The sequence below is a fragment of the Parajatrophihabitans canadensis genome (genome assembly GCF_053764775.1).
In genome coordinates this window covers 4,353,838-4,371,066 of sequence record NZ_CM132445.1, presented here as the reverse complement: position 1 = coordinate 4,371,066, position 17,229 = coordinate 4,353,838, and the positions used below count along the sequence as shown (strand labels likewise).

Annotated in this window: 12 protein-coding genes; 9 read left to right on the top strand and 3 right to left on the bottom strand. The window is 64.7% G+C overall.

Annotated elements, in window-relative coordinates; all coding sequences use genetic code 11:
- Positions 1-7: 7 nt before the first annotated feature.
- Positions 8-2,263 carry a DEAD/DEAH box helicase gene (locus tag ACSMXN_RS21005; protein ID WP_455407635.1) on the bottom strand — a complete coding sequence of 752 codons (2,256 nt, stop codon included), beginning with the start codon at positions 2,261-2,263 and terminating at the stop codon, positions 8-10.
- Positions 2,264-2,470: 207 nt separating this feature from the next.
- On the opposite strand from ACSMXN_RS21005, the gene ACSMXN_RS21000 reads away from it, so the two are divergent.
- From ACSMXN_RS21000 to ACSMXN_RS20980, 5 genes are all read left to right on the top strand, one after another.
- Complete coding sequence (locus ACSMXN_RS21000; protein WP_022914409.1) at positions 2,471-2,935, top strand: STAS domain-containing protein; 465 nt, start codon at positions 2,471-2,473, stop codon at positions 2,933-2,935.
- Positions 2,936-3,238: 303 nt separating this feature from the next.
- Positions 3,239-5,575 (top strand): sodium-translocating pyrophosphatase, encoded by a 2,337-nt coding sequence (locus tag ACSMXN_RS20995; protein ID WP_022914408.1) that lies wholly within the window; start codon positions 3,239-3,241, stop codon positions 5,573-5,575.
- 196 nt (positions 5,576-5,771) lie between these two features.
- Positions 5,772-6,353: a hypothetical protein gene (locus ACSMXN_RS20990; protein WP_022915578.1), complete on the top strand. Its 582-nt coding sequence runs from the start codon at positions 5,772-5,774 to the stop codon at positions 6,351-6,353.
- A gap of 148 nt (positions 6,354-6,501) precedes the next feature.
- A complete protein-coding gene (topA, locus tag ACSMXN_RS20985) occupies positions 6,502-9,414 on the top strand; it encodes a type I DNA topoisomerase (protein WP_081649365.1) in 2,913 nt (970 codons plus the stop codon).
- A gap of 5 nt (positions 9,415-9,419) precedes the next feature.
- A complete protein-coding gene (locus ACSMXN_RS20980) occupies positions 9,420-9,893 on the top strand; it encodes a DUF1990 domain-containing protein (RefSeq protein WP_022915576.1) in 474 nt (157 codons plus the stop codon).
- A gap of 9 nt (positions 9,894-9,902) precedes the next feature.
- Here ACSMXN_RS20980 and ACSMXN_RS20975 read toward each other — a convergent pair whose 3' ends face one another.
- Positions 9,903-10,670 carry a methyltransferase domain-containing protein gene (locus ACSMXN_RS20975; RefSeq protein WP_022915575.1) on the bottom strand — a complete coding sequence of 256 codons (768 nt, stop codon included), beginning with the start codon at positions 10,668-10,670 and terminating at the stop codon, positions 9,903-9,905.
- A gap of 70 nt (positions 10,671-10,740) precedes the next feature.
- On the opposite strand from ACSMXN_RS20975, the gene ACSMXN_RS20970 reads away from it, so the two are divergent.
- From ACSMXN_RS20970 to ACSMXN_RS20955, 4 genes are all read left to right on the top strand, one after another.
- Positions 10,741-11,235, top strand: a complete 495-nt coding sequence (locus ACSMXN_RS20970; RefSeq protein WP_022915574.1) for a MarR family transcriptional regulator — start codon at positions 10,741-10,743, stop codon at positions 11,233-11,235.
- Positions 11,236-11,443: 208 nt separating this feature from the next.
- Positions 11,444-13,669, top strand: coding sequence for a dTMP kinase (gene tmk, locus ACSMXN_RS20965; RefSeq protein ID WP_455407787.1), 2,226 nt, complete (start codon positions 11,444-11,446; stop codon positions 13,667-13,669).
- Positions 13,669-14,901, top strand: coding sequence for a DNA polymerase III subunit delta' (locus ACSMXN_RS20960; protein ID WP_022915572.1), 1,233 nt, complete (start codon positions 13,669-13,671; stop codon positions 14,899-14,901). The genes tmk and ACSMXN_RS20960 overlap by 1 nt, the downstream gene beginning before the upstream one ends.
- Before the next feature lie 115 nt (positions 14,902-15,016).
- Positions 15,017-15,901 (top strand): regulatory iron-sulfur-containing complex subunit RicT, encoded by an 885-nt coding sequence (locus ACSMXN_RS20955; protein WP_022915571.1) that lies wholly within the window; start codon positions 15,017-15,019, stop codon positions 15,899-15,901.
- On the opposite strand, the gene ACSMXN_RS20950 is transcribed toward ACSMXN_RS20955, so the two are convergent.
- Complete coding sequence (locus ACSMXN_RS20950) at positions 15,858-17,123, bottom strand: bifunctional glycosyltransferase family 2/GtrA family protein (RefSeq protein WP_022915570.1); 1,266 nt, start codon at positions 17,121-17,123, stop codon at positions 15,858-15,860. The genes ACSMXN_RS20955 and ACSMXN_RS20950 overlap by 44 nt on opposite strands.
- Positions 17,124-17,229 lie beyond the last annotated feature (106 nt).

Sequence of the window (17,229 nt, the reverse complement as noted above, 5' to 3'; positions counted from 1 at the left end):
TGATGAGCTAGGCCAGCGCGTCCAGCACTAGCTGGAGCACGGTCAAAGCACCTGCTTTGTACAGGGGATTGTTGCCGTTACCGCATTTGGGTGACTGGATGCACGATGGGCAACCCTCAGCACACTCGCAGCTGGTGATGACCTCGTGGGTTGCTCTCAGCCAGTCAGCCAGCACGCTGTGCCCGTGCGCGGCGAGGCCGGCCCCGCCGGGATGGCCGTCGTAGACGAAGACCGTGGCCAAGCCCGTATCAGCATGTCTCGCAGTGGAAACGCCGCCGATATCCCATCGGTCGCACGTTGCGAAGAGAGGTAGCAGCCCGATCGCGGCGTGCTCTGCTGCGTGCAAGGCACCCGGCAGGTCCAGCGGGCTGGCACCAGATCCAGATCTGTCCGAATCGAGCCCGGAATCCATCACCACCGCGTCGTCCAGGGTGTACCAAACCGCCTTTGTGACCAGGCGATTCAGCGGCATGTCGAGGGCGATCTCGTCCAGAATCTCTCCGGACAGCCGCCGCCGCTGATAGCTGGTGACCTGATTCGAGACCTCGACTGATCCGAAACAGATGCGCACGCCGGACGACTCGCAGGTCTGTTCCACCTCCAGAATCGAGATATCCGTTATCTCGCGCGGGTTCGTCGTCCACTCTGGATCCTCGGCATGGACGACGGCAACGGATCGGTCCAGATCCAGATCGTCAACGATGAACGACCGACTCTGGTGCAGATAGACGGCACCGGGATGCACGGTGCCCGGCGCGGTCGCGTGGTCCACGGTGCCTAGCAACGAACCCGAGCCGGCTTCGACCAGAGTGACCGGTTGACCGCCTGAACCGCGAATATCGGCCCGTGGCCACGAACGGTCGGTCCAATACCAGCCTCGCGCCCTCCGGCGCAGCACACCTCGGTGCACGAGTTCATCAAGCACGACCCGGGCCGGCTCGCCACCGAACAGCTCGACGTCCGCCTCTGACAGCGGCCGTTCGGCGGCAGCACAGCAAAGCTGCGGTCCCAGAACGAACGGATTTGTCGGATCGGTCACCGTTGCCTCCACCGACGAACCGAAGATGGCCCGCGGATGATTGACCAGATACATGTCGAGAGGGTCGTCCCTGGCCACCAAGACCACGAGCGACTCACGCCCGCGGCGCCCGGCCCGCCCGGACTGCTGCCACAGTGAGGCGAGAGTGCCCGGATAGCCAGCGAGCACCACCGCATCGAGTCCGGCGATATCGACGCCAAGTTCGAGGGCGTTGGTCGAGGCGACGCCGAGCAGCTCGCCGCTGGCCAGTGCGGCCTCCAACGATCGACGCTCCTCAGCGAGGTAGCCGGCCCGATATGCCGCTATCTTGCCCGCCAGCTCACCCGCGCCAGCTGCCTCGAGGTGGCGCTTGGCAGTCATCGCGGTCAGCTCAGCGCCCTTTCGGGGCCGAACGAAGACCAGCGTGCGGGCGCCCTGGATGACCAGATCCGCAAGTAGCCTCGCGGCTTCCGAGCCGGCGGCCCGGCGAACTGGTGCACCGTTCTCGCCGCGCAGTGGACTCAGCGGCGGCTCCCACAGCGCGAACGTCCGAGCACCGCGCGGTGCGAAATCCAGCTCGGCCGACACGACCTTGAGCCCAACCAATCGAGACGCGGAATCCGCCGGTGCCCGTGAGGTCGCTGAGGCCAGCACGAAAACCGGTGCGGATCCGTACGCCGCGCACAAGCGTCGCAGCCTGCGCAGGACGAGCGAAACGTGCGAACCGAACATGCCTCGGTAATGGTGGCATTCATCGATCACCACGAATTTCAGTCGACGGAAGACCGATGCCCATCGTTCGTGCTGCGGCAGGACCGACCGATGGATCATGTCGGGATTGGAAAGGATGACGTTGGCGTGCTGGCGGATCCAGTCACGGTCGTCGATGGGCGTGTCGCCGTCGAGCGTCGCCGCGCGAATGCCGCCGAGGCCGAGCGCGTCGATTGATCTCAACTGATCGGCGGCCAGGGCCTTGGTGGGTGAGAGGTAGAGCGTCCGAGCCCGGTCGTCGGCAAGGACGGCAGACAGCGCCGGAAGCTGATATCCGAGCGACTTGCCGGTTGCGGTTCCGGTTGCAATCACAACCGACTGCCCCGACCAGGCCAGCTCCGCTGTTTCCACCTGGTGCGGCCATGGTGCCAGCACGCCTGACGCACCCAGAGCAGCCACCAATTCGGCGGGTACCCACGATGGCCAGCGGTCAACCGTCTCGAGTTGTCCTGGTACCTGCTCGACATGGCGCAAGGGGGACTCTTCGGGTGGGCAGGAGCTCACCAGCCGGGCCAGCAACGGGTGATCGACGGTGTTGATGGCGATGCGCTTCCGTTCTGGTCCTCGGCAGGCCTGAACGGCTCACCTATGGCACGATGATGACTGCAAGTCGGCTGTCAGAAAACTGTCTTCATTGTCGCTCACGCGAACGCAGCGTCGCCGCTCAGACGGGCGCCGCACGTGTTTCGCCTGCGCGAGTGCCCTGGAGTTGAAGCGTTCATCTACGTGCCGTCGCAAGAGCAGGTGCGTGCCGAAAGAGTGGTCGGAGGGGCTGTTGTGGACCTGAGCTTGAGCAAGAACACGATTGATGATCAGGTGGTCATCGAGGTTCGTGGCGAAGTCGACCTGCATTCGGCGACGCACTTGCGCGACCGGCTCATTTCGGCCATTGACGACGGATCGAAAATTGTCATCGTGGATCTGACGAACCTCGGCTTCATCGATTCGACTGGCCTCGGAGCGCTGGTGGCGGCCCGGAATCGTGCCGAAGAGAAAGGTGCGACGCTCCGGCTGGCGTGCGCGGCTGAACGACTGCTGAAATTGTTCCGGATAACCGGCCTGCACGAGGTCTTCTCGATCTACAGCTCGGTCTCCGAGGCCGCGGGAGCCGACGCGACCGGGTCATTGCCCTCTTCGACCGCCTGAGCCTGCGGCGGTGCCCGCCTGAGCGCGGGGCCCGGACCCTGAATTCAGCCCAGTTCTGAGCAGGCAATATCACGGTCAGATGACCCGTACGTCACTGCAATGTGACCTCAAAGTGCCTTAGAGTGACCCACGACACGCCCAACGCGGTGGCCTGTCCCATAGACTCCGCCGCAGCCGCTTCGGACAGTGAGCCGACACACAGCACAGTCGATCGACGCCAATTGTCGACGACGTGCCTCACGTGTTCGTCGCTGACGAAGCGATCCCCACATACGAGTCTCGAAGGTCGAAGGAGTTTCTCGCATGGCGTTGTCCCAAGGGTCGTCTGTGCTCGCCGACTCGGCGTTTTCATCAGGCGACAAGGGACTGGTTGCGGTGATTGGCCTTGTAGCCATCGTCGCTCTGGTCTTCTCGTTTTTCCTATTCCGTGAAGTCCTCGCGGCCGATCAGGGCACTCCGAAGATGATCGAGATCGCTGAAGCTGTGCAGGAAGGCGCTCAGGCATACCTGAAACGCCAATTCCGCACGCTGTCGGTGGTCGTGGTCATCGTCTTCCTGATGCTGTTCGCGCTACCTGCCGATGACACCGCCCAGCGGGTCGGAAGGTCGATCTTCTTCTTGGTCGGTGCCGGCTTCTCCGCCTCCATCGGCTACTACGGCATGTGGCTGGCCACCCGGGCCAACGTCCGGGTCGCCGCGGCGGCAAACCGCGAGGGCCGTGAACGTGCCATCAGGATCGCGTTCCGGACCGGCGGCGCGGTCGGTATGGCCACCGTCGGCCTGGGCCTGCTCGGCGCGTCCATCGTCGTCCTCGGCTACACCGACCACGCCCCGAAGGTGCTCGAGGGCTTCGGTTTCGGTGCGGCCACGCTCGCGATGTTCATGCGTGTCGGCGGCGGTATCTTCACCAAGGCGGCAGACGTCGGAGCCGACCTGGTCGGAAAGGTCGAAGCCGGCATCCCCGAGGATGACCCGCGCAACGCCGCGACAATCGCTGACAACGTCGGTGACAACGTCGGTGACTGCGCCGGTATGGCGGCTGACCTCTTCGAGTCCTACGCGGTGACGCTGGTCGCCTCGTTGATCCTCGGATCGGTGGCCTTCGGCACCAAGGGCCTGCTTTTTCCGCTCATCGTGCCGGCAATCGGTGTCATCACCGCGATCATCGGCGTCTTCATCACCCGGGCTCGCGCCGGCGAGGGTGGCCTTACGACGATCACCCGCAGCTTCTACATCTCGGCAGGCATCTCCGCCGTTCTGTGCGGCATCGCTGCGTTCACCTACCTGCCCAGCAAGTTCTCGAAGTTCAAGGGCGTCTCGGGCGATATTGCATCCAACGGCGGCAACCCGGCCCTCATTGCCTTCGTCGCGGTGATCATCGGGATCGTGCTGGCGGCAGTGATTCTCTGGCTGACCGGCGTTTACACCGGCACCGAAGGCAAGGCCGTTCAGGACGTCGGCAGGAGCTCCCTGACCGGCGCGGCCACGGTCATCCTGGCGGGTATCTCGGTCGGATTCGAATCGGCTGTGTACACCGCGCTGGTGATCTCGGCCGCGGTGTTCGGCGCCTTCTTGCTGGGTGGCTCGTCCATCGCGATTGCGCTGTTCGCGGTTGCGCTCGCAGGTTGTGGACTGCTCACCACCGTCGGCGTCATTGTCGCGATGGACACCTTCGGCCCGGTCTCTGACAACGCCCAGGGCATCGCGGAGATGTCTGGCGACGTCAGCGTTGACGGTGCGCAGATCCTCACCGAGCTCGACGCGGTCGGCAACACGACCAAGGCGATCACCAAGGGCATCGCGATCGCGACCGCTGTATTGGCTGCGACCGCGCTGTTCGGTTCGTACCAGGACGCGATCACTCAGGCGCTGGCCAAGGTCGGCGATACCAGCGGCGCGTCGACGTTCGTCAAGAACTCCTTCACCTACGAGATCATCAGCCCGAACACGCTGGTCGGCGTCATCATCGGCGCGGCCGTCGTCTTCATGTTCTCGGGGCTGGCCGTCAACGCCGTTTCTCGCGCTGCCGGTGCCGTGGTTTACGAGGTCCGGGCTCAGTTCCGCGATCACCCCGGCATCATGGACGGCACCGAGCGCCCGGAATACGGACGCGTCGTCGACATCTGCACCCGCGACTCGCTGCGTGAACTGATCACGCCCGGGTTGCTCGCAGTCATGGCGCCGATCGCGGTGGGCTTCGGCCTGGGTGTCGGCCCGCTGGCCGGGTACCTCGGTGGAGCGATCGCGGCCGGCACGCTGATGGCGGTCTTCCTGGCTAACTCCGGTGGTGCCTGGGACAACGCCAAGAAGCTGGTCGAGGACGGTATCCACGGCGGCAAGGGTTCTGAAGCGCACGCCGCCACCGTTATCGGTGACACCGTCGGTGACCCGTTCAAGGACACTGCCGGCCCGGCCATCAACCCGCTGCTCAAGGTGATGAACCTTGTCTCGGTGTTGATCGCACCGGCCGTCGTCCAGCTGTCGATCGGCAAGGATGCGAACGCACCCGCGCGGATCATTATCGCGCTGGTCGCAGTTGCCGTCATCATCGCAGCGGTCGTCATCGCCAAGCGGCGGGCGTCGTCGATCAATGACGACCCGGCGAACGCACCAACCGCGGGAGCCTCGATAGCCAGCTAGCCTGCACGCCATAGTGCGGCCCGAAGTTCCGGTTGCGATCCACCCAACCGAAACTTCGGGCCGCACAATGCGTTTACGGGGGGCGTTTACGGGGGGGGGGGGGGGGGGGGGGGGGGGGGGGGGGGGGGGGGGGGGCTGAACACGCCACTTATGGGCGGATGAGCGGGACTGGGCAGCGGGTGGGTCAGAATGCGGCGTGCAGTTCTCCCTGTTCGGTGCCGAGGCCGCGGATCCGATAGTCCGCGATCTCGATGGTCTGCTGCTGTCCGGCGGCGACTGGGTGCGTACCGATCGGGCGAGCGCGGCCCGGCTGTCCGTGCTGGTCATCGACGAGTGGCGGGCGGCCGCGCTCGCCGAGGAACTGCAAGCCCGCGATCTCGCCTCCGACACGGTGATCGCGCCCGGTGACCTGATTGCCGTGCGTACCGAGATCACTGACCGGCTGGTCGCCGAGGCTGCCCGGTGGACGAGGGGAGCATCACTGCGGCTGCCGGTCGATCTCACACTCAGCCCGTCGGGACTTCGACTGTGGGCGATCGCGACGGGCCGCAGCGACGAGGCCGGCTATCTGTTGGGGGTGGCCGAGCCTGATGGCGAATTGCACCGCGCGGCCGGTTCGCAGCTGGCCAAGCTGGGGGTCGCAGCCGTCGAGGTGGGCATGCGCGGCGGCCCGGGATGGCGCGTCACCTCGCTGAAGCGGCTTCGACGGTTGGCCGAACTGGTCGGTGAGGCACCTCCGGGCGCGGGCAATGACTGGCCGACACCACTCGTCGAGTAACTACCCAAATCAGACAATCGGTGAGGTCTTACCCCACCACCTGCACACACTCATAACAATGGTGGGGTACCGTCCGCCTGCGCCCATTAGTTGATTCTGATGCGGGCTCGGCCACCGCCGGGCCCGTGTCGCATCTGGGAGCAGCACCATGATCGCCACACGTGACATCGTGGCGAACCTATCGAGCGAAGGTCGCCCGCGACGGCGACCACCCGCTGCCTGCAATGGCAGCACAGACAGGAGAGTTGAAGTGCCACCACGCAAGAAAGCGCCGACCGGTAACAAACTGGTCATTGTCGAGTCACCGTCCAAGGCCAAGACCATTGGCGGCTACCTCGGCCAGGGTTACACCGTCGAGGCATCGATCGGTCACATTCGCGATCTGCCTCGCAACGCAGCGGACGTCCCAGCGGCCTACAAAGGTCAGCCCTGGGCCCGTCTCGGAGTCAACACCGACGACAACTTCGAACCGCTCTACGTCATCAGCCCAGATCGCAAGGCTCAGGTCACCAAGCTCAAGTCCCTCGTGAAGGACGCTGACGAGCTCTACCTGGCAACAGATGAGGACCGCGAAGGTGAGGCAATCGCCTGGCACCTCGTGCAGACCCTCAAGCCGACGGTTCCCGTCCGGCGGATGGTTTTCCACGAGATCACTCCTGAGGCGATCGCGCGGGCCGTGGCTGAACCCCGCGAGATCGACGCCGACCTCGTCGATGCCCAGGAGACCCGCCGAATCCTCGACCGTCTCTACGGTTACGAGGTCTCACCGGTGCTCTGGAAGAAGGTCCTGCCCCGGCTGTCGGCAGGTCGCGTGCAGTCCGTCGCCACCCGGATCGTGGTCGAGCGCGAGCGCCAGCGGATGGCCTTCCACACCGCCAACTACTGGGACATCGAGGGCACGTTTGCCCCGCTCACCCGCAAGGACGGCGATCCGGAGACCTTCGGAGCCACGCTGGTCGCCCTCGGCGATGAGCGCATCGCAACCGGTCGCGACTTCGACGCCGCGACCGGCAAGGCATCCAACGACGTCCTGCACCTGGACGAAGCGGGTGCCCGCGGCCTGGCCGCCCGACTCGAGGGCGTCGATTTCACGGTCACCCGGGTCGAGGAGAAGCCCTACCGCCGTCGTCCCTACCCGCCGTTCATGACCTCCACCCTGCAGCAGGAGGCCGGCCGAAAGATGCGCTGGTCCTCCCAGGTCACGATGCGGGTAGCCCAGCGGCTGTATGAGAACGGCTTCATCACCTATATGCGAACCGACTCGACAAACCTGTCCGAGACGGCGCTGAGCGCCGCCCGGGCGCAGGCCCGCGAGCTCTACGGTGATGCCTACGTGCCGGCCGCGCCACGGCACTACTCGCGCAAGGTCAAGAACGCTCAAGAGGCGCACGAGGCGATTCGGCCCGCCGGGGATTCGTTCAAGACTCCGGGCCAGTTGGCCTCGCAGCTGTCTTCGGACGAATTCCGGCTGTACGAGCTCATCTGGCAGCGCACGCTCGCCTCGCAGATGGCCGATGCGGTCGGAACAACGATGTCGATCAGGCTGGCCGGCACCTCGGTTGCCCAGGAGCGGGCCGAGTTCGCTACCTCGGGCCGCACGATCACCTTTCCGGGCTTCATGCGTGCCTACGTCGAAGACACCGACGACACCGCCGCTGAGTCGGATTCTGATGCCGGGCGCGACGACAGCGAGCGGCGGCTACCGCAGCTGACCCGCGGCGACGATCTTGCCGTCCGCGAGCTCGAGCCGTCTGGGCACTCGACGAACCCGCCGGCCCGCTACACCGAGCCGTCGTTGGTCAAAGCCATGGAGGAGCTCGGCATCGGCCGGCCGTCGACCTACGCCTCGATCATGCAGACGATCCAGGATCGCGGCTACGTCTGGAAGAAGGGCGCTGCGCTCGTCCCGACCTGGGTGGCGTTCGCGGTCGTCGGCTTGCTCGAAGGGCACTTCGGACGGCTCGTCGACTACGGCTTCACCGCGTCGGTGGAGAACGATCTGGACTCGATTGCCGGCGGCACGACGTCGCGGGTGGACTGGTTGCGCAAGTTCTACTTCGGGTCGAACCCAGGCGCTGAACTCGATGCCGACCAGGCCGGTCGGATCTCGGCGCAAGGTGGCTTGAAGAAACTGATCGCCGAACGCCTCGAGGACATCGATGCCCGTGGCGTGAACTCGATCCAGCTGTTCGGGCCAGACTCCGACGTCGTCGTGCGGGTGGGTCGGTATGGCCCGTACGTGCAGAAGGGCGGTCCCGATTCGGCGCTGCGCGCATCGGTGCCTGAAGACATTGCACCGGACGAGCTGACCCCGGAGAAGGTCGAGGAACTGCTCTCGGCGCCGTCTGGCGATGTCGAGGTCGGTATCGATCCGTCCACCGGCCGGGAGATTACCGGCAAGAACGGCCGCTACGGGCCGTACGTCACCGACGGCGAGCGGACTGCGTCGCTTTTCAAGACGATGTCCTTCGAGACACTGACCCTCGACGATGCCGCGAAGCTGCTGACCTTGCCCAGGGTGGTCGGCACCGATCCGGCCGCGAACGAGGGCAAGGGTGAAGAGATCACCGCGCAGAACGGGCGCTATGGCCCGTACATCAAACGAGGAACGGACTCGCGCTCGCTGGAAACCGAGGAGCAGCTGTTCTCGGTCACGCTTGACGACGCGCTGGCGATCTTCGCCCAACCGAAGCTGCGTGGCCGTCGGGCTGCCGCTGCGCCGCCGCTGAAAGAACTGGGCAACGATCCGGTGTCGGGTCAGCCCATGGTGGTCAAGGACGGCCGGTTCGGGCCTTACGTCACTGATGGCGAGACCAACGCCTCGCTTCGACGTGATGACTCGGTCGACGAGATCACCGACGAGCGAGCATCGGAGCTGTTGGCCGACCGTCGCGCGCGCGGCCCGGTCAAGAAACGGGTTACCAAGAAGGCCCCGGCGAAGAAGGCGGCGGCGAAGAAGGCCGGTGCCAAGAAAGCCGGCGCTGCTCCCAAGAAGGCTGTTGCCACAAAGGCTGTTTCGACGAAGGTTGCCGCCAAGAAGGTTCCTGCGAAGAAGGCCTAGCTCCAGTGCCGGGTCGGTATCGCCACCTCACTCTCAGCGCCGAAGTCGGCCGCGGTGAGGTGGCTTTCCGGTCTGCGGGTGCTGCGATCATGTCGCTGCAGATGCAGCGCGGTACCGGTGTGAAGTTCCAAGCCGACCACGAGCCGGTACGGGTGGGCGACGTGGTTCGGCTGCGAGTCGGGCCGTTACGATCCGGTCCGCTTGCCATCACCGGTTCCTGTGATGTCATCGAGGTATTCGATGAGCCACGTCGCCTCGGTTTCACCTACCGCACCAGGCGAGATCATCCCGAGGACGGCGAGGAGACTTTCGAGGCGCGTTGGCTGGCCGATGACCGGGTCGTGGTGAGCGTCGATTCCTGGTCGCGTCCGAATAGCTGGATAACTCGGCTCGGTGGTCCGATTGCTCGTGCCGCACAGCGATTCATCAACCAGCGATACCTGAAGTCCGCGCAGCGGATCGTGGCAGCTGAACGTTGACGCTCGCGATCATCGCTTGTGGACGCAGACAAACGTGCGTAGGAACGCAAACACGGTGCCATACGGCCTTGGCGGATAGGCCTGTCGCAACAGCGCGGCATATTCGGCTTCGAATTCGGCGGCCTGGTCATCGCCGAGCGCATCGAGAATCGGCCGCAGCCCGGTCCCTTTTACCCATTGCAGAACGGGGTCGTCACCGTTCAGGACGTGCAGATACTCGGTCTGCCAAACGCTGACGTGCCGGCTCGGGTCGGCGAGCAGATCGAGATAGTCGGCTGGTTCGGCCACGGCGTCGTCGTGACGCAGCACGGTGCCGACCAGGTCGCCCCAGCGTGGCGACGAGGCCACCTGCCGCATCAGCTGATGCGAAGGTGAGGAGAAGTTCGAGGGCACCTGAAAAGCCAGCCACCCGCCCGGATTCAGTTCGTCCAGCCAGCGAAGCATCAGTTGCCGGTGAGTGGGAACCCACTGCAAGAGGGCGTTGCTGATCAATACATCGAGTCCACTCGCATCGAATTCCTCAGCGTTTCCAAGGCTAAACTTGACGGAATCGCTGACGTGTTGCTGAGCGCGTTCGATCATCTGTGGCGACGAGTCAACGCCGAGAACCTGCGCGGCGGGCCACCGCTGAGCGAGGCTGGCCGTGAGCTCGCCGGGGCCGCAGCCGAGATCGGCGACCTGCTCAGGTGTCTCAGCGAAGACCTGTCCGACCAGATCGAAGAATGGTCGACTGCGTTCGTTGGCGTAGCGGGCATATTGCGTAGGGTCCCACTGCATTTGATGTGCTCCAATCTCTTGACGTCAAGATAATATCTCTTGATGTCAAGGGAGTTGGTAAGGTACGCGCATGACCGACGAAGTGGACGAGATCGTCGCCGCATGGGCAGCCGCGCGGCCAGACCTGATGCTGGCGCCGATGCAGGTGCTCAGCCGGGTACGCAGGCTGGCCCAGTTACTGGACGATCAGCGCGAGCAGGCTTTTGCCGAGCACGGTCTGGCTGCGCATGAGTTCGATGTGCTCGCGGCGCTGCGACGGAGTGGGCCCGCCGCTGAACTCACGCCAGGGCGTCTGATCGAGGCGACGCATGTCACGTCAGGAACGATGACCAATCGCCTTGACCGGTTGGCCGACCGCCGTCTGATCACCAGGCGTCCGCATCCTTCCGACGGGCGCCAAACCCTGGTGAGGCTCACCGCGGCGGGCCGAAAGCGAGTGGATAGAGCGTTGGAATCATTGCTGGGTTACGAGGCCGAGCTCGTGGCGACTCTCAACGAGCGAGAGCTGGCCGTGACCGTCAAGGCGCTTCGGACCCTGCTCAGCAATCGTGCGACGAATGCTTAGGCCGCACGTACCCAATCAGCGATTATCTGGTCAGCTCTGGACAGGGACAGGGACAGGGACAGGGACAGGGACTGGGCCAACGGCAACCTTTGTATGAGCTGAGAGACACGTTCGCTTGCCCAAGGACCGATGACAGCCCCGCCGGATAGGCTGTCTTGACCTCCGGTCCACAAGCACCACCCTTTGAACAGCAGCAGCGCGAGGAGCAATCATCTCCAGTGATTCCGGCCGTCAGAGCGGCGGCCACACCTCGACCGGCGCGCCGGTTCCCGGTGGGCCTGACGCTCCGGCCGGCGTATCCGGTGCCGCCGCGATCAAGGGCGTTCTCACGATCACCCCGTTTCGTCGACTCTGGTATTGCACCGGTCTCTCGAGCCTGGGTGACTGGCTAGGTCTTCTTGCCACGACGGCCCTTGCCACCCAGCTGACGACCGGCTACCAAGCGCAGAACTACGCGCTCGGCCTGGTGCTGGTTGTCCGCCTTGTCCCGTCGGTCATCCTTGGTCCGTTAGCCGGAGCTTTTGCAGACCGTTTCGACCGTCGCTACACGATGGTCGTCACCGATATTCTGCGATTCTTCCTGTTTATTGCAATTCCGATCGCTCACACCCTGCCTGTTCTCTACGTTGCGACCTTCCTCATCGAGTGCATCGGTCTCTTCTGGAACCCCGCCAAGGATGCCTCCGTCCCCAACCTGGTCCGTAAGGATCAGCTCGAGACGGCCAACCAGCTCAGCCTGATCACGACGTACGGGTTGACCCCCGTTGGTGCAGCAGCACTCTTCAGCTTGCTGGCGCTGATCTCGCAGGCCTTGAGCGAGCGGTTCTCGTTCTTCAGCACCAACCAGGTCGGCCTGGCGCTGTACTTCAACGCCGCGACCTTCCTGGTCGGCGCAGGCACGGTTTTCTTCATCCGGCAGATATCGAGCCAACAGCGGAGCCAGGCGGCACACGTCGGCGAGGCACAGCCAAGCCTGTGGCGGATGCTCCGCGACGGGGCTCATTTCGTCCGCACCACCGGTTTGCTGCGCGGGCTGATCCTCGGCATTCTCGGCGCCTTCGCCGCTGGAGGCGCCGTCATCGGTGCGGGCAAGACCTACGTACGCAGTCTTGGCGGTGGCGACGCTGCCTACGGTGTGCTGTTCGGCACGGTCTTCGTCGGTCTTGGTCTGGGCATGGCGTTCGGACCGCGGGTGGCACGCGAGGTTTCGCGGCGGCGATTGTTCGGCCTCAGCATCGTTTTCGCCGGTATCTGCCTAGCTCTCACTGCACTGATGCCGCATGTGTTGCTCGCGATGATCATGGTGCTCGGCGTCGGTTTCGGCGCGGGCGTCGGCTATCTCGCTGGGATGACGCTGCTCGGTTCAGAGATCGAAGACGAGATGCGCGGGCGGGTGTTCGCCTTCATCCAATCGATGGTCAGGGTCGTCATGATCCTGGCTCTGGCCGCCGTGCCAGTACTCGTGGGCACGATCGGGCCGCGGACCCTGCCGGGTACCAGCGACACGGTGGACGGGACGCGCATCGTGCTGTTCGCTGCCGGGCTGTTGGCGATCCTGTCCGGAGTTCTCGCGTACCGGCAAATGGATCAACGCAGCAAGGTCCCGGTACTCGCTGACCTCATGACGGCACTGCGCGGAGATACGTCCGGTCGCCGACGACTACACTCGGGCGGCGTGTTGATCGCTTTCGAAGGTGGCGAAGGCGCCGGCAAATCCAGCCAGATCGATTTGCTGGCAAAGGCCCTTCGCGCTGAGGGCAATCAGGTTGTCGTCACTCATGAACCTGGTGCCACCGCCATCGGCCAGCAGATCCGCAAGCTGCTGCTGGACACTGACGAGCCGATCTCGCCCCGGAGCGAAGCGCTGTTGTTCGCCGCAGACCGGGCGCATCACGTGGCAACGATTATCCGGCCGGCCCTCGATCGCGGCGAGGTCGTGATCACCGATCGGTTCGTCGATTCCTCGCTGGCCTATCAAGGCGCGGGTCGGACGCTGTCGACCGACGATGTCAAGCGGGTCTCGCGGTGGGCGACCGAAGACCTCGTACCTGATCTGACGATCTTGCTTGACATTCCGCCCGAGATCGGGCTGCTCCGGGCCAAGGGTCGAGATGCCGAGGTTGGGCCTGACCGTCTGGAACGCGAGACCCTCGCCTTTCACGAACGGGTGCGACAAGGCTTTCGGAAGCTGGCCGAATCTGACCCGAACCGGTACCTGGTGCTGGACGCGACCAAGAGTGTGGACGAGCTCGCCGCAACAGTTCGAACGACGGTGCTCGGCGTGCTCTCCTTGCGTCCACCGACAGCGCAAGTCGTCGCGACTTCCGGTACCCAATCGGGACCGGCCGAATCGGGACCGGCCGAATCAGGACCGGCCGAATCAGCAATCAGCACGACGAAGACGGCGCGGGCGACCGCGGAAAGGGTCGAGTAGTGAGCAGCGTCTTCGACGACCTGATCGGTCAGCAGGCCGCGATTACCGAACTGGCCAAGGCGGCCGCGGCGGCTGCCGACGTGGTGGCAGGTCGGCCGGTGCAACCGGGCGCTATGACGCACGCGTGGCTCTTCACCGGACCACCCGGATCGGGTCGTTCGGTGGCCGCGCGGGCGCTCGCCGCTGCTCTGCAATGCGATCGGGCCGAGGAGCTCCGAGCGGACCGGTCCGAGGGACCCGAGGGCGGTACGCCAGGTTGTGGCCAGTGCACGTCCTGCCGATCGGTTCGTGCAGGCAGCCATCCTGATGTTCGTTCGTTGGTCCCAGAAGGTCTGTCCATCGGGGTCAACGAGATGCGGGCCGTCGTCGCCAGTTCGGCTCGCCGTCCCTCGCTCGGGCGCTGGCAGGTCGTCCTCATCGAAGATGCCGACCGGCTGACCGAGGGCGCTTCCAACGCCGTCCTCAAGGCCATCGAAGAACCGGCTGATCGAACCGTCTTTCTGCTGTGTGCGCCGTCCACCCACCCGGACGACGTGATCGTGACGATCCGTTCGCGGTGCCGGGTGGTGAATCTGCGTATCCCGCCGGCCGCCGACGTCGCCGCGGTGCTGGTTGCCGACGGCATCGACGAGCGGACAGCCACCTGGGCTGCACAGGCCGCTCAAGGTCACATCGGCCGGGCCCGGCGACTCGCACGCGATGAACAGGCGCGTGATCGCCGCGCAGCCGTCCTGGCGATTCCGGCCCAGCTGACCTCGCTGAACGCCTGTTTCGAGGCCGCCGATCACCTTGTGAAGGCCGCCGAAGCCGAGGCCAAAGTGCTGACGACCGAGCTGGACGTGACTGAGACCGAAGAGATGAAAGTCGCGCTCGGTGCCGGTGGAACGGGCAAGGGTGCCGCCGGTGCGTCGCGGGGCAGTGCTGCGGCCCTGAAGGAACTCGAAAAGAAGCAGAAATCCCGGGCGACCCGGTTGCAACGCGATGCCCTCGATCGCGCTCTGGTCGACCTGGCCAGCTTCTTCCGTGACGTGCTGCTCGTTCAGGCTGGCTCGCCGGTGGCCGCGGCCCATCCCGATTTCGCCAAGGACGTTTCGCTGGTGGCGCGATCCATCGATTCATCGGGTGCGCTGAAGCGCATCGATGAGGTGCTCGCGTGCCGCGAGGCGATCGACCTGAACGTGAAACCGAAATTCGCGGTAGAGGCCATGACGGCTGCCCTCCGACTGCCGTAACGGTGTCCTCGGACAGCTAGGCCGTCAGGTGTCCGGGTTCGAGATCGCCACGCGTGACTGAAGAATTTCCAGCAGGCGCAGGCCGATTTGAGCCCCGCCGGGTTACGCTCAGCCGATGGGCATGATCTGCGCCGTCACGTTCACCGACAAAGGACGGCTTTACTACGCCGACCCGGGTTCGCTTTCTCCGTCCGTGGGTGACCACGTTCTATACCCGACCCCCGAAGGTCCTGAGGTCGCTCAGGTGATGTGGGCGCCGCAATACACGGCTGATGAAGTCGGCGCGCTGCCGCAGCTGGTGGGTCTGGCTTCCGACGACGATCTACAGGCTTTGGCGGAGGGAAAGAAGAAGCGTGCCGAAGCGCGGGTGGCGGCGAAGCGGTTGATCCGCGAACACGGGCTGCCGATGAAGATCGCCGGCGTCGATCACGTACTGAGCGCGAACCGAACGGTGATCTACTTCAGCGCCCCGAACCGGGTGGATTTCCGGGCCCTGGTGCGTGATTTGGGAGCGACGCTGAAGGGTCGAGTCGAGCTGCGCCAACTGTCTGCTCGCGACGAAGCTCGGGTCATCGGCGGCATCGGATCGTGCGGCCGCGAGCTGTGCTGCTCGACCTTTCTGGTCGACTTCGAACCGGTGTCCGTGCGGATGGCCAAAGACCAGGACTTGCCGCTCAATCCGATGCGCATTTCGGGGGCGTGTGGGCGGCTGATGTGTTGTCTGAAGTACGAACACCCGCTCTATCAGGACTTCGACGAACGGGCACCTGCCATCGGCTCGTGTGTTTCAACACCGGAGGGGGAGGGCACCGTCATCAGCCACTCCGTCCCGAGCGAATCCGTCGTCGTACGGATGAGCGCCGACGGTCGACGGGCGCCGTGCGCGCTCGCCTCGGTGTGCTCCTCGCGCAAGGCTCACGACGAGTTCTACGGCGACGGGACGGTCGGCTCGGGTCTCAGTGGCCCGGCGGGCGCCGAGGCTCCTGATGCGGCTGGCTGACACTAGCTCGAAAGACCCACCTGCGAAGCAGGACGAAGCGCAACAACGTCGCCACGAGATTGGCCACCACCAGGGTCGCCACCTCGATCCCACGGTGTGGCTGTGCGCTCACCAGATGCAGTACCGCTAGCGCGCCACTGGTCAGGACCAAGCCGAGGACGAACACCACCAACCCCTGAGCCTGGTGCGTGGCTGCTTTACTCATACCGGATATGCCGAAAGTAAGGCGCCGATTTGCTGCCGTATTTGCCAGGGCAGTGACCAACAAGGCGAAGAAATTCGCGCCCTGGGCGCCGAGCGCTCCTCTGGTGAGGACGAACAGCAACAGGTACGCCAGCGTACTCAAGATGCCGATGCAACCGAACCGCACGAGTTGCCGGAACAGGCCCGCAGGAACGTCCGGGCTCGGAGTGCCCAACGGCTGACGGCCCAACTGCGCCCGCACCTCAGCCAGCGGCAACGCACCCGTCGCCAGTGCCCGGCCGACCCGGAACACCCCTTTGAGGTCGGCTATTGCAGTGGGCACGAGGTCGACCCTGCTATCTGGATCATCGACCCAATCGACCGGAACCTCGTGGATGCGCAGCCCCGATCGCTCCGCGAGGACCAGAAGCTCAGTATCGAAGAACCAGCCGGTGTCCTCGACGAGCGGCAACAGCTGACGACCGACATCGGCACGGATAGCCTTGAATCCACATTGGGCATCGGAGAATCCCGTTGACAGGGCACTCCGAAGGATCAGGTTGTAGCACCGGGAGATCACCTCTCGCTTCGTTCCGCGGACGACCCTGCTGTGCCGCGACAGCCGGGAGCCGATTGCCACATCGGAATGTCCGCTGATAAGCGGAGCCACGAGGGGCAGCAGCGCGTTGAGGTCGGTGGACATGTCCACATCCATATAAGCCAGTACCTCGGCATCGGAGGCCAGCCATACCGCGTTGAGGGCTCGTCCTCGCCCCTTCTGTTCCAATCGAACGTGACGGACGTTGTCGAACTCGGCGGCAAGCGCGGTAGCGATCTCCGAGGTCGCGTCGGTACTGGCATTGTTGGCAATGGTGATCACGAATGCGTAGGGAAAATAGCGCGAAAGGTGTGTGTTCAATCGACGGATCGCGGGCTCGAGATCTGCCTGCTCGTTGTAGACCGGGATGGTCACGTCCAGGGTCGGACGGTTTCGCGGCGATATGGAATCCTCGGCGCTCGGCTTGGCCAACGTGGTCATAGGTACAGCGTCGGGGCCGAGGCTTTACTGCGATTGTGGCCAGCCTGTGTGGCACCTTTGACTGTTGCTGCCCCCGATCGGTGCCTCGTGCGGCGGTGTTTGCCCC

Coding starts and splice junctions, on each gene's coding strand:
- ACSMXN_RS20995 (WP_022914408.1), top strand. CDS start 3,239: ATGGCGTTGTCCCAAGGGTCGTCTGTGCTCGCCGACTCGGCGTTTTCA.
- topA (WP_081649365.1), top strand. CDS start 6,502: ATGATCGCCACACGTGACATCGTGGCGAACCTATCGAGCGAAGGTCGC.
- ACSMXN_RS20975 (WP_022915575.1), bottom strand. CDS start 10,670: ATGCAGTGGGACCCTACGCAATATGCCCGCTACGCCAACGAACGCAGT.
- ACSMXN_RS20970 (WP_022915574.1), top strand. CDS start 10,741: ATGACCGACGAAGTGGACGAGATCGTCGCCGCATGGGCAGCCGCGCGG.
- ACSMXN_RS20955 (WP_022915571.1), top strand. CDS start 15,017: ATGGGCATGATCTGCGCCGTCACGTTCACCGACAAAGGACGGCTTTAC.
- ACSMXN_RS20950 (WP_022915570.1), bottom strand. CDS start 17,123: ATGACCACGTTGGCCAAGCCGAGCGCCGAGGATTCCATATCGCCGCGA.